Source organism: Rhodospirillum sp. A1_3_36 (assembly GCF_047263945.1).
Taxonomy (GTDB): Bacteria; Pseudomonadota; Alphaproteobacteria; order Rhodospirillales; family Rhodospirillaceae; genus Rhodospirillum.
On sequence record NZ_JBLAVB010000004.1, the window covers coordinates 21,233 to 46,673 of the forward strand.

Below are 25,441 nucleotides of genomic sequence, written 5' to 3' on the forward strand. Positions count from 1 at the left end.
TCTGCGGAGCCCTCTCGGATTCCCACAGTCAACCCAGGCAGGGGAGGAGGAGTGGGAAGACCAAGCCGCCCCCCTTTCCGGGGTTAATCCAGCGTTTCTCTAAAGACCAGCAGGGCCACGATGAAGGCTCCCAGCAGGAACAGCGCTTGGGGCCAAAGGAAGGGGAGAACGTCCACCAGTCCGTTGCCCTTGAGCAGAATCCCCCGCACCAAGCGCAAAAAGTGGGTCAGCGGGAAGATCGAGCCAATCGCCTGCGCCCAGTCGGGCTGGCCCCGGAAGGGAAACATGAAACCCGACAGCAGAATAGAGGGGAGAAAGAAGAAAAAGCTCATCTGCATGGCCTGTAGCTGGTTCCGGGCCAGGGCCGAAAACGTCATTCCCACCGCCAGATTGCAGGCAATAAACAGGATAACCAGGACACTCAGCAGAAGGGGAGAACCCACCATGGGTACGCCGAACACCAGCTTGGCCATGACCAGCACCACCACCACCTGTACATAGCCCACCCCCACATAGGGCAGAATCTTGCCCATCATCATCTCTGCCGGGCGGATAGGCATGGACAGCAGGTTCTCCAAGGTTCCCCTCTCCCGTTCCCGGGTGATGGACAGAGCCGTCATCATCACCATGGTCATGGTCAGCACCACCCCCAGAAGGCCCGGCACCGTATTGTATTGGCTCTCCCCATCCGGGTTATAGCGCATATGGATCACCGTATTCACCGCTGGCTCTCCGGGGGCCAGATCCGCGAAGGGTCCCGTCAGGTGGGGCGCGAAGGCGGTTTGGGCCAGTTGCCGGAAGGCAGCCACGGCGTTGCTCGCCGCCGCCGGGTCCGTCGCATCAGCCTCTAACAGCAAGGAGGGATGCCGCCCCCGGATCAAATCCCGGGCGAAGTTGGCCGGGATGGTGACGACGAATTGAGCCTCTCCCCGGTCAAGCATCCGGTCCACCTCCGCCTCACTGGTGGGCGGATCGATCAGGGCGAAATAGCCCGCATTTTCCATAGCGGCGGCAAGATCCCGGGAAAAGGGCGAAGGATCCAGCACATAAAGGGCCGTGGGCAGCCCCTTGGGATCGGTGTTGATGGAGAAGCCGAACAGCATGAGTTGCAGCAGGGGCACCGCCAACATCATGGCAAAGGTCAGCCGGTCCCGGCGCATCTGCACCAGTTCTTTACGGATCACTCCTGTAAGGCGGCGGACAGAAAATCCCTCTGTCATCGGTAACTGTCCTCCGCCTGACTCATGAGATGGATGAAGACATCCTCCAGCTCCGCCTCCGCCTGTTTCCACACCAACCCGGGACGGTCCCGATAGGGGGCCAGGGCCACATCCAGAGCGGCCCGGTCTTGCCCCCCAAGGTGCAGGGCGCTGCCAAAGGCCGTGACCATCTCCACCTTGCCTCCTGCGCGCAGGTCCCGGGCCAACTCCCGCACTGCGGGGCCGGAGACGCTCCAGATGGTCAGCCCCGCACCACGCACGACCTCCTCCACCGTCCCGGTCGCCAAAAGCTTGCCATAGGCCAGATAGCTGATCTCGTGGCAGCGTTCGGCCTCGTCCATGTAGTGGGTGCTGACCAGCACGGTGAGGCCATCGTCGGCCAATTGGTTGATGTGGTCCCAGAACTCCCGCCGGGCCTTGGGGTCCACACCTGCGGTCGGTTCATCGAGCAGCAACAGATCCGGCTCGTGCAGCAGACAGGCCGACAGGGCCAGTCTTTGTTTCCATCCCCCGGACAGGGATCCGGCGAGCTGATTGCGTCGGCTGGAGAGACCCAAGTCCTCCAGGGCCTTTTCCACCCGCTTCTTGCGCCGGTCCAGGCAATGGATGCGGGCGACGAAATCCAGGTTCTCGCGAATGGTCAGATCCTCATAGAAACTGAACTTCTGGGTCATGTAGCCAACGCGGGATTTGATCCTCTCCGCTTCCCTGCGGATGTCGTACCCCAGGCAGCTTCCCCGGCCCCCATCGGGCGTCAGCAAGCCACAGAGCATCCGGATGGTTGTCGTCTTGCCACTGCCGTTGGGTCCCAAAAACCCTTGGATCCGCCCCCGCTCCACCTGAATCGAAAAGCCATCGACCACCAGATGATCGCCGAACCGCTTGGTCAACCCCTCCACATCGATCACCACCTGACTTCGGGGGTGGGCCAAGGGGGACTCCTTGGTCATTGGGTTTTCCCTTCCACCGATGCCGTTTTCAAAACCGCGGGATCCAAGTCCACGGGCTGCCCCGGATGCAGGGCAAGGGCGCCCCCTGTCGGCTTGGCCTCGACCCGGACCACCAGCTTGGCCCGGAACTTCACCGAATAGAGAACCGGCGGCGTGTACTCCACCTGATCGCCGATATGGGTGATCTTCGCCGTTTGGCCCGCCGCACAGCCATCGCAGGAAAAGGGCACCTCCTGGCCAAGAGAGAGGGCCCCCACGTTGGGTTCTGGGACGAAGAAGACGACCTTGACCCGGTCCGGAGGCAACAGGGTCAGAACCGGCGCGCCCTGGGGGACCACCTCCCCCACCCGGTAATAGATATCCACCACCCGCCCCCCTGCAGGGGCAGAGCGGCGACGGTCCGCCAAGTCCTTTTCCGCACGCAGGATCTCGGCCCGGCGTTGGGCGATCACGGCCCTTTGGGCGCTCACCAGATCCTTGCGCGCCCCCTTCAAGCCCAAGTCGTATTCCTGCGTCTGTTCGTCGAGAAACGCCTGATCCCGCTCAAAATCCCGTTCCGCCTGATCCAGCCGCTCCCGGGGAGCAGCCCCCCGGGCCACCAGGGATTTCGCCCGAGCCAGTTCCGTAGAGGACAGATCCAGGGCTGCACGGGCCTGAACCAGACGGGAGGCCAGGGCGGCCATTTCCTCCGGCCGCTTGCCCTTGTCCAAATCCGCAAGACGCGCCTCTTCCTCGGCCAAGGCCTCCCCTGCCGCCGACAGGGCCGCCTCGGCCTGGGTGGTATCCTGGGCAAAGAGAGGATCGCCCTGGGCCACCCGGTCCCCCTCCCCCACGGACAGCTCCGTCAGTTCCCCCGCCGTTACCGGCCCGATATGCAGGTAGTCCCCCTCCACATACCCCTGAAGAACCGGTGGGGCGGCGACGAACAGGGACAGGATCCCGGCCAAGATCGTTTCCATCAGGCAGTCTTCTCCCCTTTTCCAATGGCCAATCCGGCCAGGGTCACCGTTAAATGGGCCGCCAACCACTCGTCCGGATCCACAGGATCGGGATCCCAGGGGGCCAGGGAATGGCGCCAAATGGCCATCATGGCGACGGGAGCCATGAGCAAACGTGCTGCGACATTGGGCGCGATGGGGGCAAAGTCCCCTTCCGCCACGCCCCGCTCCACGGTCCGGCCAATCAGGCCCAAGCCACGTTTGATCACCGCATCCATGTAGAACCGGACCAGATCCGGGAAATTCCCCGCCTCTGCGACCAACAGCTTGGGAATCACCCCCGCAGGCTGAGACAACAGATGCCCCCCAATGCCGCCGATAACCGCGCGCAACACCATGGGCGCCGGGGCATCACCCTGGGAGAGGTGGTCCTCGACCTCGGCCACATAGGTCAAAATATGCGTCTGAACCGCAGCCTTGAACAACGCCTGTTTGTCGTCGAAGTACAGATAAAGGGTGCCCTTGGTCACCCCCGCCCTGCGAGCGATATCCTCCAACCGGGCGGCAGCGAACCCCCGTTCTGAGAAGACCGCCAGGGCGGCCTCGACAATCTCCTCTGGCCGGGCCTCGCTCCTGCGCCGCCACTTCGGTTCCTGCGTCATGGCATTTCCCAACATATAAATAACCAGTCAGTTATTAGTGGAAGATGTGCAACCCGACAAGGCCATTCCGTCATGTCGCATCATCTTGGGCCTTCCGCGCCGACCGGTCCCGCAGGCGCGCCAAAGGCAGGCGTACCGTGACCTGGGTTCCCAATCCCTTGGTGCTTTCCAAAATCAGTGCACCGCCGTGCAGTTCGACCATCGCCTTGGCCAGGGGCAACCCTAATCCGCTGCCGTCGTATTTGCGGGTGAAACCACTATCCACTTGACCGAAGGGGATCATGACCTTCTTCAAGTCTCCTGGAGCAATCCCGATTCCATTATCGGAAACCTTCAGGAAAATTCCCTTCTCATCCACCCACCAGGACAAGCGAACCCAACCGCCTTCAGCCGTGAATTTCACTGCGTTCGACAACAGGTTCAGCAAGATTTGCTTGAGCCGCCTGGCATCACCCCAAAGGAACACCGGGTCCGGCGCAGGCACCGTCATCAGATCGACCTCTGCGGCCTGTGCCCGGCCCCGCATGAGGGTCAGAGCCTCCTGAATAACCTCCTCCAGATCGACCCGCTCCTCGAACAGATCAACCCGTCCGGCCTCCACCCGCGACACATCCAGGATATCGTTGATCAACGAGAGCAGATGGGCGCCGCTCTGCCCAATGTTGTCGGCGTACTCAAGATAGGTTTCCGATCCCAGGGGGCCATGCACTTCCATCTTCATGACCTCCGCAAAGCCGATCACCGCGTTCAGAGGGGTGCGCAATTCGTGGCTCATGCTGGCCAGGAATTCAGTCTTGGCCCGGTTGGCCATTTCCGCCGCATCCCGGGCGGCGCTCAGAGTCTTTTGCACATCCCGGGCGCGGGCCAGATCGGCGAGCATTTCCTCCTCGGAAAACAAAGCCGAAAAAGACCCTCCCCCCAGGTAAGCGCGAAGAATTCCGTGAGCCAGGACCATGAACCCGGCGGCGGACAGCAGGTGCGCCGCCCACCAGACATGGGTCCAGGGCTCCGTTAGAAAGAATACCGTGGAGGATTCCAAGAAAAGACAGAAGGCAATGGTGACAGGCCCGCGCATGGGAAAAGGCCGGGTCCAGGTCACCAGTCTCAGGATCCCGATCAGACAGACCGCAAGGGCGCCTCCCTCCAAGATCCCACTGACCCAGAGACTGGAGGCAAAGGGAGCCAGGGCCAGCAGAGCGACAGAAGGAATAGCCAGCATGACCAAAGCGGCAACCGGCCCCCAGATTTCCGGCGCAAGTCGCTGGCCTTCTGGCCGCCGTGGCCAGTCGTGGGCCACCAACCCTGCCACCAGACAGGCGGACAAAGCAAAGCGCGAGACAGGGGCATACAGCAGGAACATCCACGGATTCCACCCTTCCAAGCGGGTAAAAGCCCCATGGAAGGCATAAAGCACGGAAAAAGCCGTGAGGCCAAGAGCCAGGAAGAGGGCAAACAACTCGCCGCTTTCCCGGTAGCACAACAGGGCAATCCAGCCGATTCCCAAGCCTAAGACAGAGGAAAATCCAACGGCGACCTCGTGGAAGAAGACGTCTTTGAAAATCAGGGGCGGGACTTGGAAAAACCACAAGTACAGAACGGCGAGAAAGGGCGCCGCCACAAAACCTGCCTCAATGCCCCTTCGAAAAAGAGCCGCCAGACGATCCATACCGCCTTCTCCCTACACATCACCCAAAAACTGTACCCTGGCCCCCCGTCTGTTACAACCAACCCGAATTCCACTGCGCTTGAGATCCCCACCCTCAAATGCTATAGGACGCCACCAGACTGGAGTCGCCCCGTCCTTGATCCTGACCCCCATCGCCTTGTCCGACGTACCGCCCCTCGTGGCAGCCTTCGACACCCTTCTCACTGACACAGCCCTTGCCCGCCGGGTTTTCGCACGCATCGCCGAAACCTGTGCTTTTATCGTGGGCGAGACCATCGACCTGTCCACCGACCCGGACCACCACAGGGAGGCCGTGGACTTGGTCCGCGCCTTCGGCCTTGGCGTGATCGAGGGTCCACCCTCGGCGGGCTTCACCTGGGATGGGAGGGCAGTGCGCGCGGAGTTGGAGCCTTCTGTACTGGTCCACGAGATTGGCCACTGGCAGGTCTGCGCGCCAGAGCGACGGAGCGTGATCGACTTCGGTCTCGGTGCGGGGCCGGAAACGGGGATCAAGGCCCCAGCCGACGCCGTCGCCACGGTGACCGGCGTACTCGGTGACCTGGAGGAGGCCCTGGCCTCCCTCTTGGGGATCCTCTGGGAGGCTGAGTTGGATCAACCGGCGATCCTGGCTTTCTTGGAGCAGAATTGGCTAGCCGGTGGCGCGACGGAGGGCAACCGCGCCCATTTCGTGAAGATCGTCAACCACCTGAGCGCCTATGGCTTCCTCACCGAGGAAGGCCGCCCGACCCGACAAGCGCGCACAGAAAGCGACTCCGTGTTTTTGGAGAGCTTACTGGCTTAAATCAGCCCCATAGAGAACCGAAAAAAGCTAGAGAACCGAAAAAAAGCCGCCCTCGAGAGATCCTCGGAGGCGGCTTTTTTTTCGATCCGGCACTGGCGTCCCCAAGGGGAATCGAACCCCTGTTTTCAGCGTGAGAGGCTGACGTCCTGGACCGCTAGACGATGGGGACGTTGTGCTGCGGAGGACGGCTTTCTAAGGCCAATAGATCGACCACGCAAGCCTTTTCTCACCCGAAGGTCATTCACTCGGAAAATAATATCAGCGCCACCGGCTGAAAGGCCGACTCGACCGGGCCACAGAGCCCCGTAGACCAGACCGCTTCCAACGCTCCGGCCCGCCCCGTCGCCGGATCCGTCGCCTGAATCAGCCAGACAAGCCCTTCTTCAAAGGCCCGCGCGGCATCCGTCGCAGAAGGCGCCGCAACGCCCGAAGGGTGGGAGTGCCAATGGCCCAACACAACCTCTCCCCGCTTCCGGCAATCGCGCTGAAGCCGCAGCCGCGCCGCCGGATCCAGCTCGAACCGGTCGGAAAACGCGTCGGCCAACAGGTTCTCCGCAGGATGCAGCGCCGTGACCCGGGCCAAGCCATCCGCCTGCCTTCGCCCCACGAGCAATCCGCACCCCTCCCGGGGGTGGGACGCTTCCGCCGCGCAGGCGATGACCGTGCGGTCACTCTCCGACAACAGAAGACCGCGCAACGGCGCCCCCCTCAGGTTCTCAGGCAAATTCTCAGGGAGCATCGTTCAGAAGGATGGTGCCAAGGACCACTCCCCGGGACAGGTCAACCGCCACCAGACGGGGCGGCTTGCCCCCTCCGGCCAGTTCAATCACCAGGGTCGAGCCCGATATCCGGAACTCCCGGGCCACCGTTCCCTTGGGCTCTCCCAAGGACAGCATATCGAAGGCTGAAATGCCGCCTCCCCCCGCTTCCCCCACAGGTCGCATGGCAATTTGACCGGGGGCGCCACCCGAAACCGGTGCCCTCGGAATGGAGGCGGGCGCGGATGCGGGGACGGATGCTGGGGCTGAGGCTGCGCCCCCACCCGATAGTCCAGCGGACTTCTTGTACAAACCATAGCCGAGGAGACCGACCCCGAAGACGATCAGCACCCCCATGAACACAACCAAAGATTTAATGGCTCGCATGGCCAGATGACTCCCGCTTGATTTTGGCTCCGAACTGGGGTCACCATATCGGACCATGACTGTTTCTTGTCCCCCCTCCCCTGCGCCCACTGCGTCTCCCGATCCGGACATACCGGAGGGCGACGAGGAGAGCGATGCCTTCACCCTGGACGAATCCCCCAGCCCCGAAATCCGCTATCACCGGGTGGTGGGGCCGAACAGAGGAGGCGAACGCCTGGACAAATGGTTGGCCGAGGAAGTGGATGGCCTGTCCCGGGCTCGCCTGCGAGCCTTGTTGGATGACGGACGGGTCACCCTGGACGGGGAGACCATACGAGATGCCTCGCGTCGGGTCAAACCGGGGCAGGAGGCTTGGGTCAGCGAACCCCCGCCGGTCGCAGCCCAACCCCAACCCCAGAACATCCCCCTAGCCGTTCTCTACGAAGACTCTGATCTGATCGTCATCGACAAACCCGCTGGACTGGTGGTCCATCCGGCTGCGGGCAACCCAGACGGCACCCTGGTCAATGCCCTGCTGTTTCATTGTGGCGACTCCCTCTCCGGGATTGGGGGGGAACGGCGGCCCGGTATCGTCCACCGTTTGGACAAGGACACCAGCGGACTGATGGTGGCAGCCAAAACCGACCTGGCCCACCGGGGCCTCGCCGAGCAATTCGCCTGCCACTCCCTGACCCGGGAGTACCATTGTCTGGTCTGGGGCCGTCCCAAAGCGGCCAAGGGCTCCGTCGAAGGCAACATCGGCCGTCACCCGACGAATCGGAAGAAGATGACCGTCCTCAGGTCCGGCGGAAAACATGCCCTGACCCACTATCAGGTCCTGGCAACCTTCGATGACGCCTTCTCCCTGGTTGAATGTCGACTCGCCACCGGTCGGACACACCAAGTCCGGGTCCATATGGCCCATTTGGGCCATCCCCTGCTGGGGGATACCGTCTATGGGCGAAGCGGACTCCCAAAAGCCCTGTCGAAGGAGGTCAAGGAGGCCATCGGAAATCTGGGACGCCAAGCATTACACTCACGTCATATAAGGTTTTTGCACCCGCGAACCCGGGAGGTAATTGCCTTAGAATCGCAATTACCAAAGGATATCAATACCATACTAACTGTTTCGAGGACGGATTAAGGAAACTCTATTCTTGACCACCCCGGTCTTATATTCTACTCCTTGAAGGCTAGGGAAAAGAGAGAGTTTTCAATTCTTCATGGTTTTCGTGAAGCCGTCCGCCGGGCAGAAAAAATACCCTTCGACTGGTCAAATCAAACGGGCAGCCGATCGCCCGTTCCAGTCGAAAAGTTGAGATCCAGGATCCCGTGGCCGGTGGATCTGCGCCTTAGATGTGTTCCATCTCCCCCATGGTTCCGGGGGTCCCCAATAGGGATCGATACGAGGAGAAGTTCCATGGCCACCTCCGCGCCCGGTCTGTCGATTGGCCCTGAAAGCAATTTGACTCGCTATCTTCAAGAGATTCGCAAATTCCCCATGCTGGCTCCAGAAGAGGAGTACATGCTCGCCAAATCCCTCCGCAAGTCCGGCGATTCCCAATCCGCGCATCGACTGGTCACCAGCCACCTGCGTCTTGTGGCAAAGATCGCCATGGGATATCGCGGCTATGGCCTCCCCATGGGAGAAGTCATCAGCGAAGGCAACGTAGGCCTGATGCAGGCGGTAAAGCGCTTTGACCCTGAACGCGGCTTCCGCTTGGCCACATACGCCATGTGGTGGATCCGCGCCGCCATTCAAGAGTATATTTTACATTCCTGGTCCTTGGTGAAGATGGGCACCACCGCCGCCCAGAAAAAACTGTTCTTCAACCTGCGCAAGATGAAGGGTCAGCTCCAGCTTATGGAGGAGGGGGACATGCACCCCGAAAACGTGACCCACATCGCCACCAAACTGGGCGTCCCCGAACAGGATGTGGTCAACATGAACCGCCGCCTGTCGAGCCCGGACCATTCCCTGAACGCACCGGTCCGCATTGACGGGGACGGGGAATGGCAGGACTGGTTGGTGGACGATGGCGACAACCAGGAACACCTGCTCGCCGAGACCCAGGAAATGGGTCAGCGCCGCCGCATGTTGTCCGGTGCCATGAAGACCCTGAACGAACGGGAACGGCATATCCTGACCGAACGGCGCCTGCGCGACGACCCGGTCACTCTCGAAGACCTGTCCCAACAATACGGCATTTCCCGCGAGCGGGTCCGCCAGATCGAGGTTCGGGCCTTCGAGAAGCTGCGCAAGTGGATGCAGGGCGCGGTCACCACCGGCCATACTGCACCGGCCCCCGCCTGATGGGGCGGAGTCCCTCGCCCTATCCGGACTGAATTCAGCCAGACTGAAATCACAAAGACCCTGGAGCCACCGCGTCCCCCAAGGCTCCAGGGTCTTTTTTTGGGTTTATCCCATTAAGCCCTCTTTCTTATGGGAGCCCCTCCATCACAACCGGGGCTCGAATCCCAGGCACAGGCAGGATCTTCCCTTGACGAGACGGCCATGGGACGGCACCTGATGGAGGGATCCTATCCGCCGCAGGGGTATACGGGCGGCCAGGATCCGAAAAACGAACGGAAAAAAGGGAAGCGCCAACGCCATGACGGGCCGTGTTCTGATTATCGCCGGATCCGACTCCGGAGGGGGGGCTGGCATCCAGGCCGACATCAAGGCCGTAACCGCCCTGGGCGGTTACGGCATGACCGCTATCGCCGCCCTGACCGCCCAAAACACCCTGGGAGTCCATGGCATTCATCCGGTGCCCGTAGCCTTCGTCCGCCAGCAAATGGCCGTCGTCCTGGACGATATCGGAGCCGATGCCCTGAAAACCGGCATGCTCGCCACCGCCGAAGTCATCGACGCCGTGGCCGAGGAGATCACCAACCGTGCCGCTGGCATCCCTTTGGTGGTGGACCCGGTGATGGTGGCCAAAGGCGGCCACCGCCTGTTGGAGGAAAGCGCCACCCGCGCGCTCATCGGGCGACTGCTGCCGCTTGCCACCCTGTTGACCCCCAACCTGCCCGAGGCGGAGGTCCTGGTGGGACACGCCATTCCCGACGCCGAGGCCATGGAAGCCGCAGGGCAGGAGCTCCTCGCCCTCGGTCCCCAGGCCGTTCTGATGAAGGGTGGGCACCTGGACGAAGACGGGACGGAGGTTCTCGACATCCTGGTCACCGCAGAGGGGGCGATCCGCTTCACCGATCCCCGAATCCGCTCGACTTCGACCCATGGCACCGGCTGCACCCTTGCGTCTGCCATCGCCTGCGGGCTGGCCCAAGGGCGTCCTGTTGCCGATGCCGTCGCCCGGGCCCGCGCTTATGTGCGCCGGGCCATCGAAACCGCGCCGGGGCTTGGCTCCGGCCATGGCCCCCTCAACCACGGACATACCGTCTTTCCTTTCGAGGCCCGATCCCAATGAACAGCCTGCCTTTCTATCAAGTCGACGCCTTCACCGAATTCCGCCTGAAAGGCAATCCGGCTGCGGTCTGCATTCTTGGGAGCAACGGAGCGGGCGGCTGGCTGGACGACGCGGTGCTCCAAGCCATCGCGGCGGAAAACAATCTGGCGGAAACGGCCTTCCTCATTCCCAGCGAGGGGGACGCACCCCACAGGCTGCGCTGGTTCACACCAACGGTGGAGGTGGAGCTCTGCGGCCACGCCACCCTGGCTTCAGGCCATGTCCTGCTGCGGGAAAAGGGATATACCGGCGCCCAATCCTTTGAGACCCGCTCGGGCATCCTGACCGTCGAACCCGAGGGCGAGGCCCTGCTGATGCGCCTGCCCGCCTCGGACACCAAAACCTCTCTCATCCCCGACGACCTGGAGCGGGTCCTGCACGCCCGCCCCCTGGAAGTGGGCAAGGGCGGCGGCTTCCTGGTCGTCGTCATCGACAGCGTGGAACGCCTGCGTGCGCTTGCCCCTCGGTCCGAGCACCTGATGGCCGCGGGCGCGGGATGCCTGATCGTCACCGCCCCCGGGGCTGAGGCCGACGGCTGCGATTACGCCTGTCGGGTATTCGTGCCCGAAGCGGGGATTCCCGAGGATCCGGTGACCGGATCGGCCCATGCCGTGCTCGCGCCCTTCTGGGCCAAACGCCTTAAAAAGGACATCCTTTCGGCGAAACAAGTCTCCGAACGGGGCGGCACCCTGGAATGCCGGGTAGAAGGCGATCAGGTCGCCCTTCTCGGTCAGGCTGTGACCGTCATTTCCGGAAGCTTCCACCTGTAGGACCAACCGCCAACCGCCAAAGGACATCCCCCATGACCGAAGAACTCTTCCGCCAGGATGCCTATGCCCCGGACTGCTCCGCCCTGGTGGTCGCCCGCGTCACCGGAGACGACGGCTCCCGGGGTGTTGTCCTGGATCGGACCGTCTTTTATCCCACGGGAGGAGGCCAGCCGGGGGACCAGGGCCACCTGATCCCCGAAGGCAGTGACACCCTGACCGTCACCGACACCCGCACAGACGGAGACGGTCAGATCGTCCACTGGCTGGCCCCAGGCATCGAGGCCCCGGCGGAAGGAACCCCCCTCACCGCCGCCATCAACTGGGACCGCCGCCACCGCCTGATGCGCATGCACACCTGCCTGCACCTGCTCTGTTCCCTGATCGAAGGAGGGGTGACCGGCGGAAGCATTGGTGAGGAGAAAGGCCGCCTGGACTTCGACCTGCCAGAGGGGGCGCCGGACAAACAGGCCCTGACCGACAGATTGAACGCCCTGGTGGCGGCCAACCATCCCTTGGACATCCGCTGGATCACCGATGGGGAGCTGGAGGCCCAACCCGAATTGATTCGGACCATGTCGGTCAAGCCCCCCACCGGATCGGGCCGGGTGCGGCTGGTAGAGATCGCGGGCGTGGACCTGCAACCCTGCGGTGGCACCCATGTGCGCGCGACCGGCGAGATTGGATTGGTGCGCGTCTCCAAAATCGAAAAAAAGGGGAAAATGAACCGACGCGTCACAGTGGTCTTTGAGGACAAGGTCCCCCACTAGGGGTTTTCCCTTGAATTCGACGAAACTGGACGCAATGTCTTGAGAAGCGGAGAAACCGCAGAGGGGGATCCGGAGTGAGCGGTGTGGCCGATCTTCAGATGACCTTAACGCTGCTGCTCACTGCGGCGGTCGTCGTCCTGTACATCACTGAATGGATCTCCATCGAGTTGACCTCCCTGGGGGTGCTCTCGGTGTTGCTGCTGCTGTTCCAGGTGTTTCCCGTGGTTGGACCGGACGGGGCTCCTCAGATCGGCGCGGCCGACTTGCTCCAGGGCTTCGCCAATCCCGCCCTGATCACCGTCATGGCCCTCTTGGTGGTGGGCGAGGCCCTGGTGCGCACGGGCGCCCTGGACGGCTTGGCCCAAACGCTGTCCCACCCCCGCTTATCTCCCCGGGATTCCGTGGTCATCGTGTTGTTGGTGGTCGCCCTGCTTTCGGCCTTCCTCAACAATACCCCCATTGTTTTGATCTTCATCCCCATCGCCCAGGCCCTGGCCAAACAAGCGACTCTGGCCAACAGTCGGGTCATGATCCCCCTGTCCTACGCAGCGATCCTGGGGGGCATGACCACGGTCATCGGCTCTTCGACCAACCTGCTGGTCTCCTCAGCCCTGATTGAGCAGGGTCTTTCAGGCTTCGACTTCTTCGAATTCACCCCTCTGGCCCTCGTTCTGGCGGTTCCGGGCCTGCTCTATGTGACCCTGGCCCTGCCCCGCCTGCTGCCCGACCGGGCGCCCACCGTGGACGAGCCCCGGGTGGGGGGCGGAAAGCAGTTCATCAGCCAACTCGTCGTGCCCGACGATTCCCCCTTGAACGGCGAGCGGGCTGCGGCGGGCGTCTTCCGCTCTCTGCCCGACATCACGGTACGCATGGTCCTGCGGGGGGCACGGACCATCATGCCGCCCTTCGACGACATCGTGCTCCACGCCGGGGATCTCCTGGTGCTCGCCGCCACCCGGTCAGCCCTCGCGGAGGCTGCCGCCGGTCACCCGGGGTTATTCCACCCCCCCCGCCCCTATGGCCTGGACCGGGCGCGGGACCGCCTGCGCGACATGGGCACCGACGAGGTCCGGGACGACACCGAAGGGGCAACCGAACATGTGTTGATCGAGGTCATGGTCAACCCCGCCTCCCGCCTGATCGGGCGCACCGTGGCCCAGACCGGCTTCCAGCAACAATACCGATCGATCATCACCGGCATCCAGCGCCGCGCCCGGATGATCCGCGCCAAGATGGTGGATATCCGCCTGGAGGCCGGCGATATCATGCTCGTCCTTGGGCGGGAAGAAGACGTTGACCGCCTGCGTCAGGACCGGGATTTCGTGGTCCTGTCCGGCACCAAGGGCCTGCTGCCCCGGCGACGCCATGCGGGAACGGCCCAGCTCATCTTCCTCGCCGCAGTGGGATCGGCAGCCCTGGGGATCCTTCCCATCACCGTCGCTGCGGTGGTGGCGGCAACGGCCATGGTCGGGACAAGGGCCATCAACCTGCGCCAGGCGGGCCGCGCCATCGATCGCAAGATCCTGCTGGTCGTGGTCGCCGCCCTGGGCCTTGGGGAAGCCCTGAAAGCAACGGGGGGCGCCGCCTTCGTTGCCCAGGGCCTGATCGGCATGCTGGGCGATGTGGGACCAACTGCGATCCTATCGGTTTTCTTCCTGGTGGTGGCCCTGTTCACCAATATCTTGACCAACAATGCCTGTGCCGTCCTGTTCACTCCCATCGGCATCGGTTTAGCCGAAGAGTTGGGGGTCGCGCCCCATGTCTTCGCCATCACCGTGGTGCTGGCGGCCAACTGCTCCTTTGCCTCCCCTGTGGGTTACCAAACCAACTTGTTGGTCATGGGACCGGGGCAATATCAATTCGGCGACTTCGTCCGAGCCGGTCTGCCGCTTTTGCTTCTGCTCTGGCTCGTGTATACTATCGCCGCGCCGATAATGTTTGGCCTGTAAGAGAAAGGCCTTGAAATGAGCCCCGAATTCCTGCTGACCGCTCTGGTCGTGGTCCTCGCCCCGGGAACGGGGGTTCTGTTCACCCTGGCCACAGCCCTCTCCCGGGGTTGGAAGGCCAGTGTCGTGGCGGCCTTCGGCTGTACCCTGGGAATCCTGCCCCATATGATCGCGGCCATCACCGGATTGGCCGCCCTCCTCCACGCCAGCGCCATGGCCTTCCAGGGAATGAAACTCCTGGGCGTTCTGTACCTGCTTTATATGGCCTGGATGACGGTGAAGGAACGGGGGGCCCTGTCCGTGGACACGGCCCAAGCGCCGCACCGCTCCATGGGCCGGACAATTCTGGCCGCCTTCATGCTGAACATCCTGAACCCCAAGCTGTCGATCTTTTTCCTCGCCTTCCTGCCCCAGTTCGTGGACGCAGGAGACCCCACGCCCTTGCTGTCCATGGTCGAACTCAGCGCCGTGTTCATGGCCTTGACCTTTGTCGTCTTCGTGGGTTACGGCGCCTGTGCAGCTCTTGTGCGCGATCGGATTCTCGCTCAACCCCGAGTGCTGACCTGGATGCGTCGGGCCTTCGCCGGAGCCTTCGTCGCGCTCGGCGTCAAACTGGCCCTGGCCGAGCGATAGGGCCTGAAAAATCTCGCCCTTTTTTCGCCCTTTTTTCGCCCTTTTATTGCCACAATAAGTCCAATTCTCGTGACCCTCCCCCCATTTCATGTTCCAATCGCCCTTAGAGAGAGCACACCCAGATACATCAACTTTTTCTAATGGGATGGTGGGATGGAATTACTTCAGACGATTTTCGGGACGATTGGCGATTTGACCTGGGGCTGGGCGCTCGTGCCCTTCTTGGTTGTCCTTGGTGTCTTTTTCACATTGCTGTCGGGATTGGTGCAGTTCGAATTCTTCGGACGCATGTTCCGGGCTCTCTTTCCTGATCCCACGGTCGCAGGGACCAACCGGATCAGCTCGCGCGAGGCCCTGCTGGTCAGCGTCGGCGGCCGGGTCGGCGGCGGCAATATCGCGGGCGTGGCCGTGGCCATTACCCTGGGTGGGCCCGGGGCTGTCTTCTGGATGTGGGCCATCGCGCTGATCGGCATGGCCACCAGCCTGTTCGAATGCTCGCTCGCCCAGTTGTATAAGGAATCAGCCGAAGACGGCACCTATCGGGGTGGCCCGGCGCGGTACATCATCCACGGCCTGGGCAAGAACTTCCGGTGGTTGGCCATCCTCTATGCCATTTGCCTGATTGCCGCCTTCGCCCTGGGTTTCAACGCCTTCCAGGGGAACACGGTCGCGGGCGCCGCCTTCGACAGCATGGGCATTCCCCGGCTCGCCACGGGCGTCGCCCTGGCCGCCATCACGGGCCTGATCGTCTATGGTGGCATCCACCGCATTGCCAAGGCTGCGGACGTGATCATCCCCTTCATGGCCCTTATGTATATCGGCATGGCCCTGATCATCATCGCCATCAACATTACCGAAGTCCCGGCGATGATCATGCTGATCGTCAAGAACGCCTTCGGCATTGATAGCGCCATTGCCGGTGGCATGGGTGCGGCCATTGCCCAGGGCCTCCGCCGCGGGCTGTTCTCCAACGAAGCCGGTCTGGGATCCGCCCCCAATGTGGCGGCGGTTGCCTATGTGCGCCACCCCATCAGCCAGGGCATTGTGCAATCCCTGTCGGTCTTCATCGACACCATCATCATCTGTTCCTGCACGGCCTTCATCATCCTGCTGGGTAATGTCTACGTGCCCGGCGCGGCGGATGTGAACGGTGTCGCCCTGACCCAGCAATCCCTGGCCTCCCATGTGGGAGACTGGTCCAAGTACTACCTGACCGTCGCCATCCTGCTCTTCTCCTTCAGCTCGATCATCTACAACTACTATCTGGGAGAGAACGCGCTTTCGGTCATGACCAAGAATCCCATGGCCCGCCATGGCCTGCGTGCCCTGGTGATTGCCCTGGTGCTGATCGGTGCTGCGGCGCCGGGGGCAACATCGGTCTTCTTCTTCTCCGACCCGATGATGGGTATTCTGGCGGTGGTCAACCTGGTGGCGCTGACCATGCTGTTTCCCATCGGCATGCGGTTGCTGACCGACTACCGGAAGCAGCTCAAGGCCGGGGTGGAGCATCCCCTTCTCAACCCCGATGACTACGCCGACCTGGACATCGATCGCACCGCCTGGACCGGCGAGAAGTAGCGACAGACCAACCACTCCTGCCCCCGGTTCTGTTGACCACCGGGGGCAGGACTCTTACAGTCGCGCTTCCTTTCCTTCCCTGGCCCATCCTTCCCTGGCCTATCCTTCCCTGGCCTATCCTTCCCTGGACAGCGCGACCATGAACAAGCCCAATACCCGCCCGGCCAATCCTCACTTCTCCTCCGGTCCTTGCGCCAAGCGCCCAGGCTGGTCTCCGGAAGTCTTAAGCGAAGCCCTTCTGGGCCGCTCCCACCGGGCGCCCGAGGGCAAGGCCCGCCTGGGCGCGGTCATCGACATGTCCAAATCCCTCCTTGGCCTGCCCCAGGACTACCGGTTGGGTATTGTCCCCGCTTCGGATACCGGCGCGGTCGAAATGGCACTCTGGTCCCTGCTGGGCCCCCGGGGCGTGCAGATGCTGGCCTGGGAAAGCTTCGGCTCGACCTGGGTGGCCGACGTGCTCAAGCAACTCAAGCTGCCCGACGTCACGGTGCTGGAGGCCGAATACGGCGATCTGCCCGACCTGTCGGCGGTGGATTTCTCCCGGGACGTGGTGTTCACCTGGAACGGCACGACCTCTGGCGTGAAGGTCCCCAACGGCGATTGGATCCCCGATGACCGCGAGGGCTTGGCCATCTGCGACGCCACCTCCGCAGCCTTCGCCATGGACTTGCCCTGGGACAAGCTCGATGTGGTCACCTGGTCCTGGCAAAAGGTGCTGGGTGGCGAGGCCCAACACGGCATGCTCGCCCTCTCTCCCCGGGCCGTCGCGCGGCTGGAGAGCCACACCCCGCCCTGGCCCATGCCCAAGCTGTTCCGCATGACCAAGGGCGGCAAGCTGATCGAAGACATTTTTGAAGGCGAGACCATCAACACCCCCTCCATGCTCTGTGTCGAGGATGCCCTGGATGGACTGGCCTGGGCCGAGCAGGTGGGGGGGCTAAAGGGCCTGATTGCCCGCTCCGAAGGCAATCTGGAGGCCGTGGCCACCTGGGTCGATGCCCATGACGGGGTCGAATTCCTCGCCAAGGATCCGGCGACCCGCTCCAACACAGCCATCTGCCTGCGCCTGACCGCGCCCTGGATCACCGCCCAGCCCGATGGCGGTGCGAAGGTAGCCAAGCGGGTCGCGGCCCTGGTGGCGGCGGAAAACGTGGCGCTCGACATCGCCAGCTACCGGGACGCCCCCGCTGGCTTGCGCATTTGGGGGGGCGCCACCGTAGAGCGCAGTGATATCGAAGCCCTGCTGCCCTGGATCGACTGGGCCGTGGATCAGGTCCGCGCCGAGTTGGGCTGAGCCCCCCATGGAGCCTGAAAACATTCTGGGATGGCGGGCGGAGCTGTTGTTCCTCAACGCCTTCCCCGCCCCCGTCCAGGTCTTCGTCGGCGACATGGTCGCCCGCCTGGGCGGTGGTGTCGCCCGCCGCACCTGTTCCGCCAGCCCCCTGCGCGGCCAGATCGGCGACCTTCAAGGGACCGTGGACGCCTGCGAGCGGCTCTACGCCGACCGGGGGCTGACCACTAGGTTTCGCGTTCCCGATCCAGTGGACCCCGCGCTCGACCGCCTGCTGGCGTCCCGGGGATACGCCGTTGAATGCGACGTGCGGACCCTCTTGGCACCCGCCTTGGCTCCGGAGGGAACCCTCGACCCCGCAATCACCCTCCTCCCCCACCCCGACGCTGCCTGGTTGGCCGCCCAGGACCGATTGAAAGACCTGTCTCCGGCCCGATCGGCGGACTACCGGGCCAGCCTTGCCGCCATCGGTCTTCCCAGCCTGTTCGCCGCCCTCTGGGAGGACGGTGCCATCACCGCCCTCTGTTTCGGCGGGATCCACCAGGGTTTGTTGGCCGTGGAAGGAGTCGTCACCGACCCCGCCCTGCGCAATGGCGGACGGAGTCGGCGGGTGGTGGGGGCGATGATGGCGCGTGCCCGAACCCTTGGCGCGGAAGCCGCCACCCTCCAGGTCGAGGCGGAAAACGCCCCGGCCCTCGCCCTCTACACCCGCCTCGGTTTCACCCAGGACCTGCACCGCTACCACTACCGGCGGAAGGACCTTGGTCCGTCTCCCAGCCCCTAAAGGGTCTTATTTTTGGGCGATAGCCCAAACCCATTTGGGGGCCAATGCCCCCAACCCCCCCTTTTTCTTTTGAAAATAAGCGCCCGGGGTCTGGGGCCTTGCGGCCAAAAACAATAGTTTAGGGCCTTGCGGCCCCAGTGGGGGGGGGACAGGGCAAAGCCCCGTGGCTGGAAAACACCACTCGTCCTGTACCCTGAGCCAGCCTGTTTCAAGCTGATCCCATTTCACTCCAGATCAAACCGCGCTCAATCGGAATCGATTTAAGGCGGATAATTTGATCTAAAATCATATGGTTAGAGCATCGCGTGGACCGGAAAACCGGTTCCCACTTTTCCACTCGATGCTCCGATCCCCATTTCCGTTTGCTTACCGGCGTGGTTCCGCGCTAAGGATGGGTCCCAATCACCCCCCCGAATGCCAGTGTCATGACCATGATCCAGAAGACCGACAGCCGGGCCTTGCTGCCCAATGGCCTGCGAGACATCCTCCCCCCCGATGCCGCATTCGAGGCCGCGACGGTGGAAAACCTGCTCGCAACCTTCTCCGGCCACGGCTATGACCGGGTCAAGCCCCCCCTCATCGAGTTCGAGGAAGGGTTGCTGACCGGCTCGGGCAAGGCCACTGCGGCCCAGACCTTCCGCGTGATGGACCCCATCACCCAACGGATGATGGGACTCCGCGCAGATATCACCATTCAGGTTGCGCGCATCGCCGCCACCCGGTTGGCGGGGTCCCCCCGTCCCCTGCGGCTGGCCTATTCCGGGCAGGTCGCCCGGGTGAAAGGGACCCAACTCCGCCCTGAACGCCAGTTTACCCAGGCTGGCTTCGAGTTGATTGGCGCCGAGGGTGTGGACGCCGATGCCGAAGTCGCCCTGCTGGCCGTAGAGTCGCTCAATAGCCTGGGCATCGGTTTGGTGACCCTGGACCTGAACAGCCCCCGGTTGGTGCCCAGCCTCTGCGCGTCCCTGGGTTTGGACGCCGCGACGACAGGCGACCTGCGCAAGCTGCTGGAGCAGAAAGACATCGCCGCCGTTGCCGATCTGGCGGGAGACAAGGCCGCCCCCCTGCTCGCCCTGGCCGAAGCCGTGGGTCCTGCAGAAACGGTTCTCGCCCGCCTCGATGCCCTGGAGCTACCCCAGGAGGCTGCGGCCCACCGGGACGCCCTCGTTGCCCTGACCCGCCGTGTCATGATTCGAGCACCGGAAACCAACGTGACCATCGACCCCCTGGAGCACAAGGGCTTCGAATACCACACGGGTATCAGCTTCGCCCTGTTCGCACGGGGTGCCCGGGGAGAATTGGGCCGCGGCGGAGAATACCTCTCCGAGCTGGGCGAGAGTTCGGAACGCTGCCGGGGGGTGACCCTCTATCTGGATTCGGTCCTGGATGTCGTTCCCAGACCGGCCCCTGATCGCCGCATTCTGGTTCCCTCGGACCTGGATCGATCCACCCGCCGCGCCCTGGTGGCGGACGGCTGGGTAACCGTTCCCGCCCTGGGAGCCGAAGCCGACGCCGTGGAGGCCAAAAGACTGGCCTGTGGCTATCTGTTGGGTAAGACCGGAACACCAAGTCCCGTTTGATCCCCGACAGGGGATCAAAGCACATTTGGTGCGGGATAATGATTATTTCTCGAGACAACGGGTAATGACGCGATGACGAACGTGGCCGTGGTGGGCTCCCAGTGGGGAGACGAAGGCAAGGGTAAGGTGGTGGATTGGTTGTCCGAGCGCGCCGATGTGGTGGTGCGCTTCCAAGGCGGCCATAACGCCGGCCATACCCTGGTCATCAATGGCGTGACCTACAAACTCAGCCTGCTGCCCTCTGGCGCGGTGCGGGGGAAACTCTCGATCATCGGCAACGGTGTGGTCATCGACCCCTGGGCCCTGTTCGACGAAATCGGTCGGATCCGGGATCAGGGTGTGGACATCACGCCCGAAGTCCTGCGCATCGCCGAGAACGCCGCATTGATCCTGCCCCTGCACGGCAACCTCGACCGGGCGCGCGAAGCTGCGGCCGGAGCCTCCAAGATCGGCACCACCGGACGGGGCATCGGCCCGGCCTACGAAGACAAGGTGGCCCGCCGGGCCATCCGCGTCTGCGACCTGACCGACGAGGATGTGCTGCGCTTCAAGGTCGACCGCATGCTGACCCACCACAATGCCCTGCTGCGTGGCCTGGGCGAGCCAGAACTGGTAGCGGAGGACCTGATTACGGCCCTACTAGAGATGGCCCCCCGTCTCTTGCCCTTCGCCTCCCCCGTTTGGAAGATCCTGGACGAGGCCCGCAAGGCCGGGAAGAAGATTCTATTCGAAGGCGCCCAAGGCGCCCTGCTGGATGTGGATCACGGCACCTACCCCTTCGTCACCAGCTCCAACACCGTCTCCGCTGCGGCGGCCTCGGGATCGGGTGTGGGCCCGGGCAGCGTTGGTTACGTTCTGGGCATCACCAAGGCCTATACCACCCGCGTTGGCTCAGGCCCCTTCCCCACCGAACTCTTCGACGAGGTGGGCAAGGGACTGGGGGAGCGGGGCCGCGAGTTTGGCACGGTTACCGGTCGAGCCCGGCGCTGCGGCTGGTTCGACGCCGTTCTGGTGCGTCAAACCCTGAAGGTTGGCGGTATCAAGGGCATCGCGCTGACCAAGCTCGACGTGCTGGATGGCATGGACGAGTTGAAGATCTGCGTGGGCTACAAGCTCAACGGCGAGATCCTTGACCACCTGCCCGCCTCCATGAAGGCCCAGGACGCCGTGGAACCCGTCTACGAAACCCTGGAGGGCTGGAAGGACAGCACTTACGGCGCGCGGTCCTGGGCGGACCTGCCTGCCACGGCGGTGAAATATATCCGCCGCCTGGAAGAACTGATCGAAACCCCCGTGGCCCTTCTCTCCACCAGCCCGGAGCGTGAGGACACTATTTTGGTTCAAGATCCCTTCCAGGGATAGGTTTGGTTCAAGGATCCCTTCCAGGGATAGCCTTGGTTCAGCATCCCTTTCCAGGGATTGGCCGGTCTCAGTCACGGAACATTCACCTCCGCGTCAAGTGGCGGACAGGGAAAATCGTGTAGGCTCAACACCTATGCGTTCCCTGTCCCACCGGAGGTCCTTTATGTTGTCCAAGATCCCTTTCCTGCCCCCCCTGGTCTGCGCGGCCCTGGCCATCGGCAGCCTTGCCGCGCCTGCCCCGTCCCATGCGTCCGACGACGGAGTTACGGTTGGCCCTCGGCCCTATTACCTGATGGACCAACTCGATGACGGCCCCCTCAAGGACAAACTGATGTCCTGCGCGGGCAAGCCCGTTCACCGGACCCTGTTTTCCATCGGGCACCGGGGGGCGCCCCTGCAGTTCCCCGAACATACCTTGGAATCCTATCGGGCCGCCTATCGCATGGGGGCAGGCATCATCGAATGTGACGTGGCCTTCACCAAGGACAAACAGTTGGTCTGCCGCCACGCCCAGAACGACCTGCACACCACCACCAACATCCTGGCGACCCCGCTCGCCGAAAAATGCACCCAGCCCTTCGTGCCCGCGCAAGGGGACACCCCGGCCCAGGCCGAATGCCGGACCTCGGACCTGACCTTGGAGGAGTTCCTGTCCCTGAAAGGCAAGATGGACGCCGCCGACAAGACGGCAACCACAGTCGAGGCCTATATGAATGCCACGCCACACTGGCGCACCGACCTTTACGCCACGGGCACCGGCACTCTGATGACCCATGCCCAGTACATTGCCCTGGTCCACGGCTTAGGCGCCAAATTCACACCGGAACTGAAAGCTCCGGCCGTGGATATGCCCTTTGACGGCCTGACCCAAGACGCCTATGCCCAAATGATGATCGACGAATACAAGGCGGCGGGCATCCCTCCGGAGGACGTCTGGGCCCAATCCTTCAATCTTGACGACATTCTCTACTGGATCAAGAACGAGCCCGCATTCGGCAAGCAGGCCGTGTTCCTCGACGAGGGCACGGAGGACGAGGCCTGGGACAATATGAACCCCGACACCTGGGCCCATTCCATGGCTGATCTCAAGGCCCAGGGTGTAACCTATATCGCCCCGGCCCTGTGGATGCTGGTCACGGCCAAGGATGGAAAGATCATTCCCTCGCGCTATGCCGAGGAAGCCAAGGCGGCAGGACTGAAAATCATCACCTGGAGCCTGGAACGGTCCGGCCCCCTGGTCACGGGCGGCGGCTGGTACTACAAGTCGATCAATGACATCACCACCTCCGACGCCAAGATGTACGAATTGGTCGACGTTCTAGCCAAGGATGTGGGTGTGGTCGGCATGTTCTCTGATTGGCCCGCCACGGTCAGCTATTACGCAAGCTGCATGGGCCTCGAATAACCCCTCTCTCGGACATCAAAAAAACGCCCGGACGTCTTCGGACCTGCGGGCGTTCCTCCTGGTCCCCAATCATTTCGAGAAAGGGCGCATCCGGCGCCTTTGGGCCAAGTCTTGGTCCTGGCCCAACTGAACCTCGAAGAGGCTCTAAAATTTAGAACTTAATTGTTCAAACCAATCAAAGTCACCAAACCTGTATATACATAATATTATCGTACCAACAGGGCCGGGACTCACATCGCTTTGGCGGCAACGCTCGATATCCGGTTCAATTCCCCTCGTGCACACTTGGCCTCACGCGTCACCCGATGAGCCAAAGCGCTTCTGAATTAACACCATCTCCGGTACTGTGTGGCGAGAAGAGGTCTTCGGAGTCCCCCAGCCTTCTCGATCCTGGGTCGCCTTGGACACCGAGATCGACGAAACGCCTCTACGCAGCACGTATTTGGAGTTGGCATGGCCCAGGAAGACGGCTCGGACAAGGGATCGGCATCGACCAGGGGAGAGCCCGTTTCCCTCAGAGATCGATTTCAAATCGACCCCACCCAGCATATCCCCGAACTGGACATGCCCAATGCCCGGGCCTTCGCCGCCAGTGACAAGCGGAACAACCAACGCAATCTCTATGCCCTGGTCTGCGAAGGATCGCTGCCACCACGCATTAATTTGATGCGCAAATTGCGCGGGGTGACCGCAGCCGGCCTGATTCCTTTGGTGGAATGGGGCACCATCGACTGGCCCCCGCTAGAAGGGCGTTGCGTCGCGGTCATTTATGAACGTCCCATGGGTGGCCGTGTGATGAAGACCATGGATTCGGTTTTCCAACCCATCTCCGACCAACAGTTCATTAAAACCATTGTTAAACCCCTGGTCGCAGCCCTGACGGAGATCCAAGCCAATTCCACCGTGCACCGGGCCATCCGACCCACCAACCTCTATTGGCTCGACCGGGAGCAAACCAAAATCGCCCTGGGGGATTGCACAACCTCTCCCCCCGCCCATGACCAGCCGATGATCTGCGAAACCGTGGAAAGTGGCATGGCCTCCCCCGGGGGACGGGGTGCGGGGTACTATCCGGAAGACTTGTACGCCTTGGGTGCAACCCTGGTCATCCTCTCCGTAGGACGGTGCGCCCAAAGCCACGAGAGCGACGACAGCATTCTTTCCCACAAGATCAACAACGGCTCTTACGCCACCGTCGTCGGTGACGAACGCGTTCCCTTGGGCGTCATCGAATTGGCCCGCGGCCTGCTGGCAGATGACACGGAACAACGCTGGACCCTCGAATCCATCGACATGTGGATGAACGGTCGACGCATGAATCCCACACAGAACAAGCAGGAGAAGCGCTCCCAGCGACCCTTCATCTTTCGCGGCATGGAATATTACACACGCCGCTCCCTTGCCCATGCCTTGGCCCGGGACTGGGAAGCGGGCGCCGTGCCACTGATGGAAGGCAAGGTGGAAGTCTGGCTGAGGCGAGGATTGGAATACCAGGAACTGGCCGATTCAGTGGCCAATGTCATCAAGGCCTCCGGCGCCCGGGCCAAAGATGTCGGCATGGCGCGGGATATGGCCATAGCCTCCGCCCTGACCCTCATGGATCCAGCCGCGCCCATCCGCTATGGTCGTCTACGCATTCATTTTGAGGCTTTTGGCACGGCCCTGGCCATTTCCCTGACCAAGAAGGAAGATATCCGCCCCTACGTGGACTTGGTTCAGAAGGATTTTTCCAAGACCTGGGTCGCATCTCAGGAAAATTTTTCAACGGAACACGGCCGCTATGGGGCAGAATTTCGCGAGATGCAAACCTACCTGACCCAGGCAACCAAAGGAGGCGGGGTCGAGCGGTGTCTTTATGAAATGACCGAATATGTGGCCTGCCGAAGTTCCCTCCTCAAGGATCAATGCGTCCTGGAAATTGGCGACCTTCTGCCAGCCCTGGAACGGGTATCGGGCAAAGTAGACACCAAGCTGCCACCAACCGACCGCCATGTGGTCGCTTTCATCGCCGCGCGCTACGCCAAGGACACCATGCCCCAGATTCACGCGATGAACGATTTGGATCCGCGCAAATCCGCCTTGGGCATGCTCGCCGTCCTGGCGCTGATCCAGTGGAAAATGGGACCACCCAGTCTGCCTGGCTTAGCCAGTTGGCTCGGCGGCCTGATGACACCGGTCATCGACAGCTACAACAGTCGGGAACGGCAGAAGAGGCTCCGCAAGGAGCTTCCAAAACTGGTCCGCAAGGGAAGCCTGCCCGAACTGTTCCAGTTGCTGGACGATGCCGAGGAACGCCAGGCGGATTTCGACGAATTCGCCGTGGCCCGCCAACAATTTGCCCAGGCGGCCCAACAGGTGGCCGCCCTGGAAAGTGGGAACTTTCGGGTCAGCGAGAGTTCAGAGAGGCTGGGTCAGCAAACCGCAGCCTCCATTTCCGCAGCGATCGCCCTTTTGGCGACCGCCTTCGTGATCCTCGTGCATCTGGTATAGGTC

At 62.6% G+C, this 25,441-nt stretch carries 22 protein-coding genes and 1 tRNA gene; 15 read left to right on the forward strand and 8 right to left on the reverse strand.

Translation table 11 applies throughout. The features are described from left to right. Positions 1-83: 83 nt before the first annotated feature. The 5 genes from ACLIRY_RS10680 to ACLIRY_RS10700 all read right to left on the reverse strand — a co-directional run bounded on the left by ACLIRY_RS10680 (position 84) and on the right by ACLIRY_RS10700 (position 5,436). Positions 84-1,220: an ABC transporter permease gene (locus tag ACLIRY_RS10680; RefSeq protein WP_413205376.1), complete on the reverse strand. Its 1,137-nt coding sequence runs from the start codon at positions 1,218-1,220 to the stop codon at positions 84-86. Continuing rightward, positions 1,217-2,170: an ABC transporter ATP-binding protein gene (locus ACLIRY_RS10685; protein ID WP_413205377.1), complete on the reverse strand. Its 954-nt coding sequence runs from the start codon at positions 2,168-2,170 to the stop codon at positions 1,217-1,219. The genes ACLIRY_RS10680 and ACLIRY_RS10685 overlap by 4 nt, the downstream gene beginning before the upstream one ends. Next, positions 2,167-3,129: an HlyD family secretion protein gene (locus ACLIRY_RS10690; RefSeq protein WP_413205378.1), complete on the reverse strand. Its 963-nt coding sequence runs from the start codon at positions 3,127-3,129 to the stop codon at positions 2,167-2,169. Before ACLIRY_RS10690 ends, ACLIRY_RS10685 begins: the two co-directional genes overlap by 4 nt. Beyond that, positions 3,129-3,770: a TetR/AcrR family transcriptional regulator gene (locus tag ACLIRY_RS10695; RefSeq protein WP_413205379.1), complete on the reverse strand. Its 642-nt coding sequence runs from the start codon at positions 3,768-3,770 to the stop codon at positions 3,129-3,131. The genes ACLIRY_RS10690 and ACLIRY_RS10695 overlap by 1 nt, the downstream gene beginning before the upstream one ends. 70 nt (positions 3,771-3,840) lie before the next feature. After that, positions 3,841-5,436: a sensor histidine kinase gene (locus ACLIRY_RS10700; RefSeq protein ID WP_413205380.1), complete on the reverse strand. Its 1,596-nt coding sequence runs from the start codon at positions 5,434-5,436 to the stop codon at positions 3,841-3,843. A 136-nt stretch (positions 5,437-5,572) separates the two neighbouring features. On the opposite strand from ACLIRY_RS10700, the gene ACLIRY_RS10705 reads away from it, so the two are divergent. Then, the gene (locus ACLIRY_RS10705; RefSeq protein WP_413205381.1) at positions 5,573-6,238 is read left to right on the forward strand and encodes a hypothetical protein; all 666 of its coding nucleotides are present in this window, start codon (positions 5,573-5,575) and stop codon (positions 6,236-6,238) included. A 93-nt stretch (positions 6,239-6,331) separates the two neighbouring features. Here the strand turns inward: ACLIRY_RS10705 and ACLIRY_RS10710 are convergent. From ACLIRY_RS10710 to ACLIRY_RS10720, 3 genes are all read right to left on the reverse strand, one after another. After that, positions 6,332-6,407: transfer RNA gene (locus tag ACLIRY_RS10710), tRNA-Glu, on the reverse strand. A gap of 72 nt (positions 6,408-6,479) precedes the next feature. Beyond that, positions 6,480-6,962 (reverse strand): M67 family metallopeptidase, encoded by a 483-nt coding sequence (locus ACLIRY_RS10715; RefSeq protein ID WP_413205382.1) that lies wholly within the window; start codon positions 6,960-6,962, stop codon positions 6,480-6,482. 4 nt (positions 6,963-6,966) lie between these two features. Next, positions 6,967-7,383, reverse strand: coding sequence for a hypothetical protein (locus tag ACLIRY_RS10720; protein WP_413205383.1), 417 nt, complete (start codon positions 7,381-7,383; stop codon positions 6,967-6,969). A 55-nt stretch (positions 7,384-7,438) separates the two neighbouring features. Between ACLIRY_RS10720 and ACLIRY_RS10725 the strand changes: the two genes are divergently transcribed. The 14 genes from ACLIRY_RS10725 to ACLIRY_RS10790 all read left to right on the forward strand — a co-directional run bounded on the left by ACLIRY_RS10725 (position 7,439) and on the right by ACLIRY_RS10790 (position 25,438). After that, positions 7,439-8,506, forward strand: a complete 1,068-nt coding sequence (locus tag ACLIRY_RS10725) for an RluA family pseudouridine synthase (protein WP_413205384.1) — start codon at positions 7,439-7,441, stop codon at positions 8,504-8,506. A gap of 276 nt (positions 8,507-8,782) precedes the next feature. Continuing rightward, the gene (rpoH, locus tag ACLIRY_RS10730; RefSeq protein ID WP_413205385.1) at positions 8,783-9,676 is read left to right on the forward strand and encodes an RNA polymerase sigma factor RpoH; all 894 of its coding nucleotides are present in this window, start codon (positions 8,783-8,785) and stop codon (positions 9,674-9,676) included. Between the two features lie 298 nt (positions 9,677-9,974). Further along, the gene (gene thiD / locus ACLIRY_RS10735; RefSeq protein WP_413205386.1) at positions 9,975-10,793 is read left to right on the forward strand and encodes a bifunctional hydroxymethylpyrimidine kinase/phosphomethylpyrimidine kinase; all 819 of its coding nucleotides are present in this window, start codon (positions 9,975-9,977) and stop codon (positions 10,791-10,793) included. After that, on the forward strand, positions 10,790-11,602 hold the full coding sequence (locus ACLIRY_RS10740) for a PhzF family phenazine biosynthesis protein (RefSeq protein ID WP_413205387.1): 813 nt from the start codon (positions 10,790-10,792) through the stop codon (positions 11,600-11,602). The genes thiD and ACLIRY_RS10740 overlap by 4 nt, the downstream gene beginning before the upstream one ends. A 32-nt stretch (positions 11,603-11,634) precedes the next feature. After that, the gene (locus ACLIRY_RS10745) at positions 11,635-12,369 is read left to right on the forward strand and encodes an alanyl-tRNA editing protein (RefSeq protein ID WP_413205388.1); all 735 of its coding nucleotides are present in this window, start codon (positions 11,635-11,637) and stop codon (positions 12,367-12,369) included. Between the two features lie 83 nt (positions 12,370-12,452). Further along, positions 12,453-14,318 carry a sodium:proton antiporter gene (locus tag ACLIRY_RS10750; protein WP_413205389.1) on the forward strand — a complete coding sequence of 622 codons (1,866 nt, stop codon included), beginning with the start codon at positions 12,453-12,455 and terminating at the stop codon, positions 14,316-14,318. Between the two features lie 15 nt (positions 14,319-14,333). Then, positions 14,334-14,948, forward strand: a complete 615-nt coding sequence (locus ACLIRY_RS10755) for a LysE family translocator (RefSeq protein ID WP_413205390.1) — start codon at positions 14,334-14,336, stop codon at positions 14,946-14,948. 153 nt (positions 14,949-15,101) lie between these two features. Next, positions 15,102-16,526 (forward strand): alanine/glycine:cation symporter family protein, encoded by a 1,425-nt coding sequence (locus ACLIRY_RS10760; RefSeq protein ID WP_413205391.1) that lies wholly within the window; start codon positions 15,102-15,104, stop codon positions 16,524-16,526. A gap of 139 nt (positions 16,527-16,665) precedes the next feature. After that, positions 16,666-17,820: a phosphoserine transaminase gene (locus ACLIRY_RS10765; protein ID WP_413205392.1), complete on the forward strand. Its 1,155-nt coding sequence runs from the start codon at positions 16,666-16,668 to the stop codon at positions 17,818-17,820. Positions 17,821-17,827: 7 nt separating this feature from the next. After that, on the forward strand, positions 17,828-18,601 hold the full coding sequence (locus tag ACLIRY_RS10770) for a GNAT family N-acetyltransferase (protein WP_413205393.1): 774 nt from the start codon (positions 17,828-17,830) through the stop codon (positions 18,599-18,601). 425 nt (positions 18,602-19,026) lie between these two features. Continuing rightward, positions 19,027-20,181, forward strand: coding sequence for an ATP phosphoribosyltransferase regulatory subunit (locus ACLIRY_RS10775; RefSeq protein ID WP_413205394.1), 1,155 nt, complete (start codon positions 19,027-19,029; stop codon positions 20,179-20,181). A gap of 72 nt (positions 20,182-20,253) precedes the next feature. Then, on the forward strand, positions 20,254-21,543 hold the full coding sequence (locus tag ACLIRY_RS10780) for an adenylosuccinate synthase (protein WP_413205395.1): 1,290 nt from the start codon (positions 20,254-20,256) through the stop codon (positions 21,541-21,543). A gap of 163 nt (positions 21,544-21,706) precedes the next feature. Then, complete coding sequence (locus ACLIRY_RS10785) at positions 21,707-22,948, forward strand: glycerophosphodiester phosphodiesterase family protein (RefSeq protein ID WP_413205396.1); 1,242 nt, start codon at positions 21,707-21,709, stop codon at positions 22,946-22,948. A gap of 453 nt (positions 22,949-23,401) precedes the next feature. Then, positions 23,402-25,438: a protein kinase family protein gene (locus tag ACLIRY_RS10790; protein ID WP_413205397.1), complete on the forward strand. Its 2,037-nt coding sequence runs from the start codon at positions 23,402-23,404 to the stop codon at positions 25,436-25,438. Positions 25,439-25,441 lie beyond the last annotated feature (3 nt).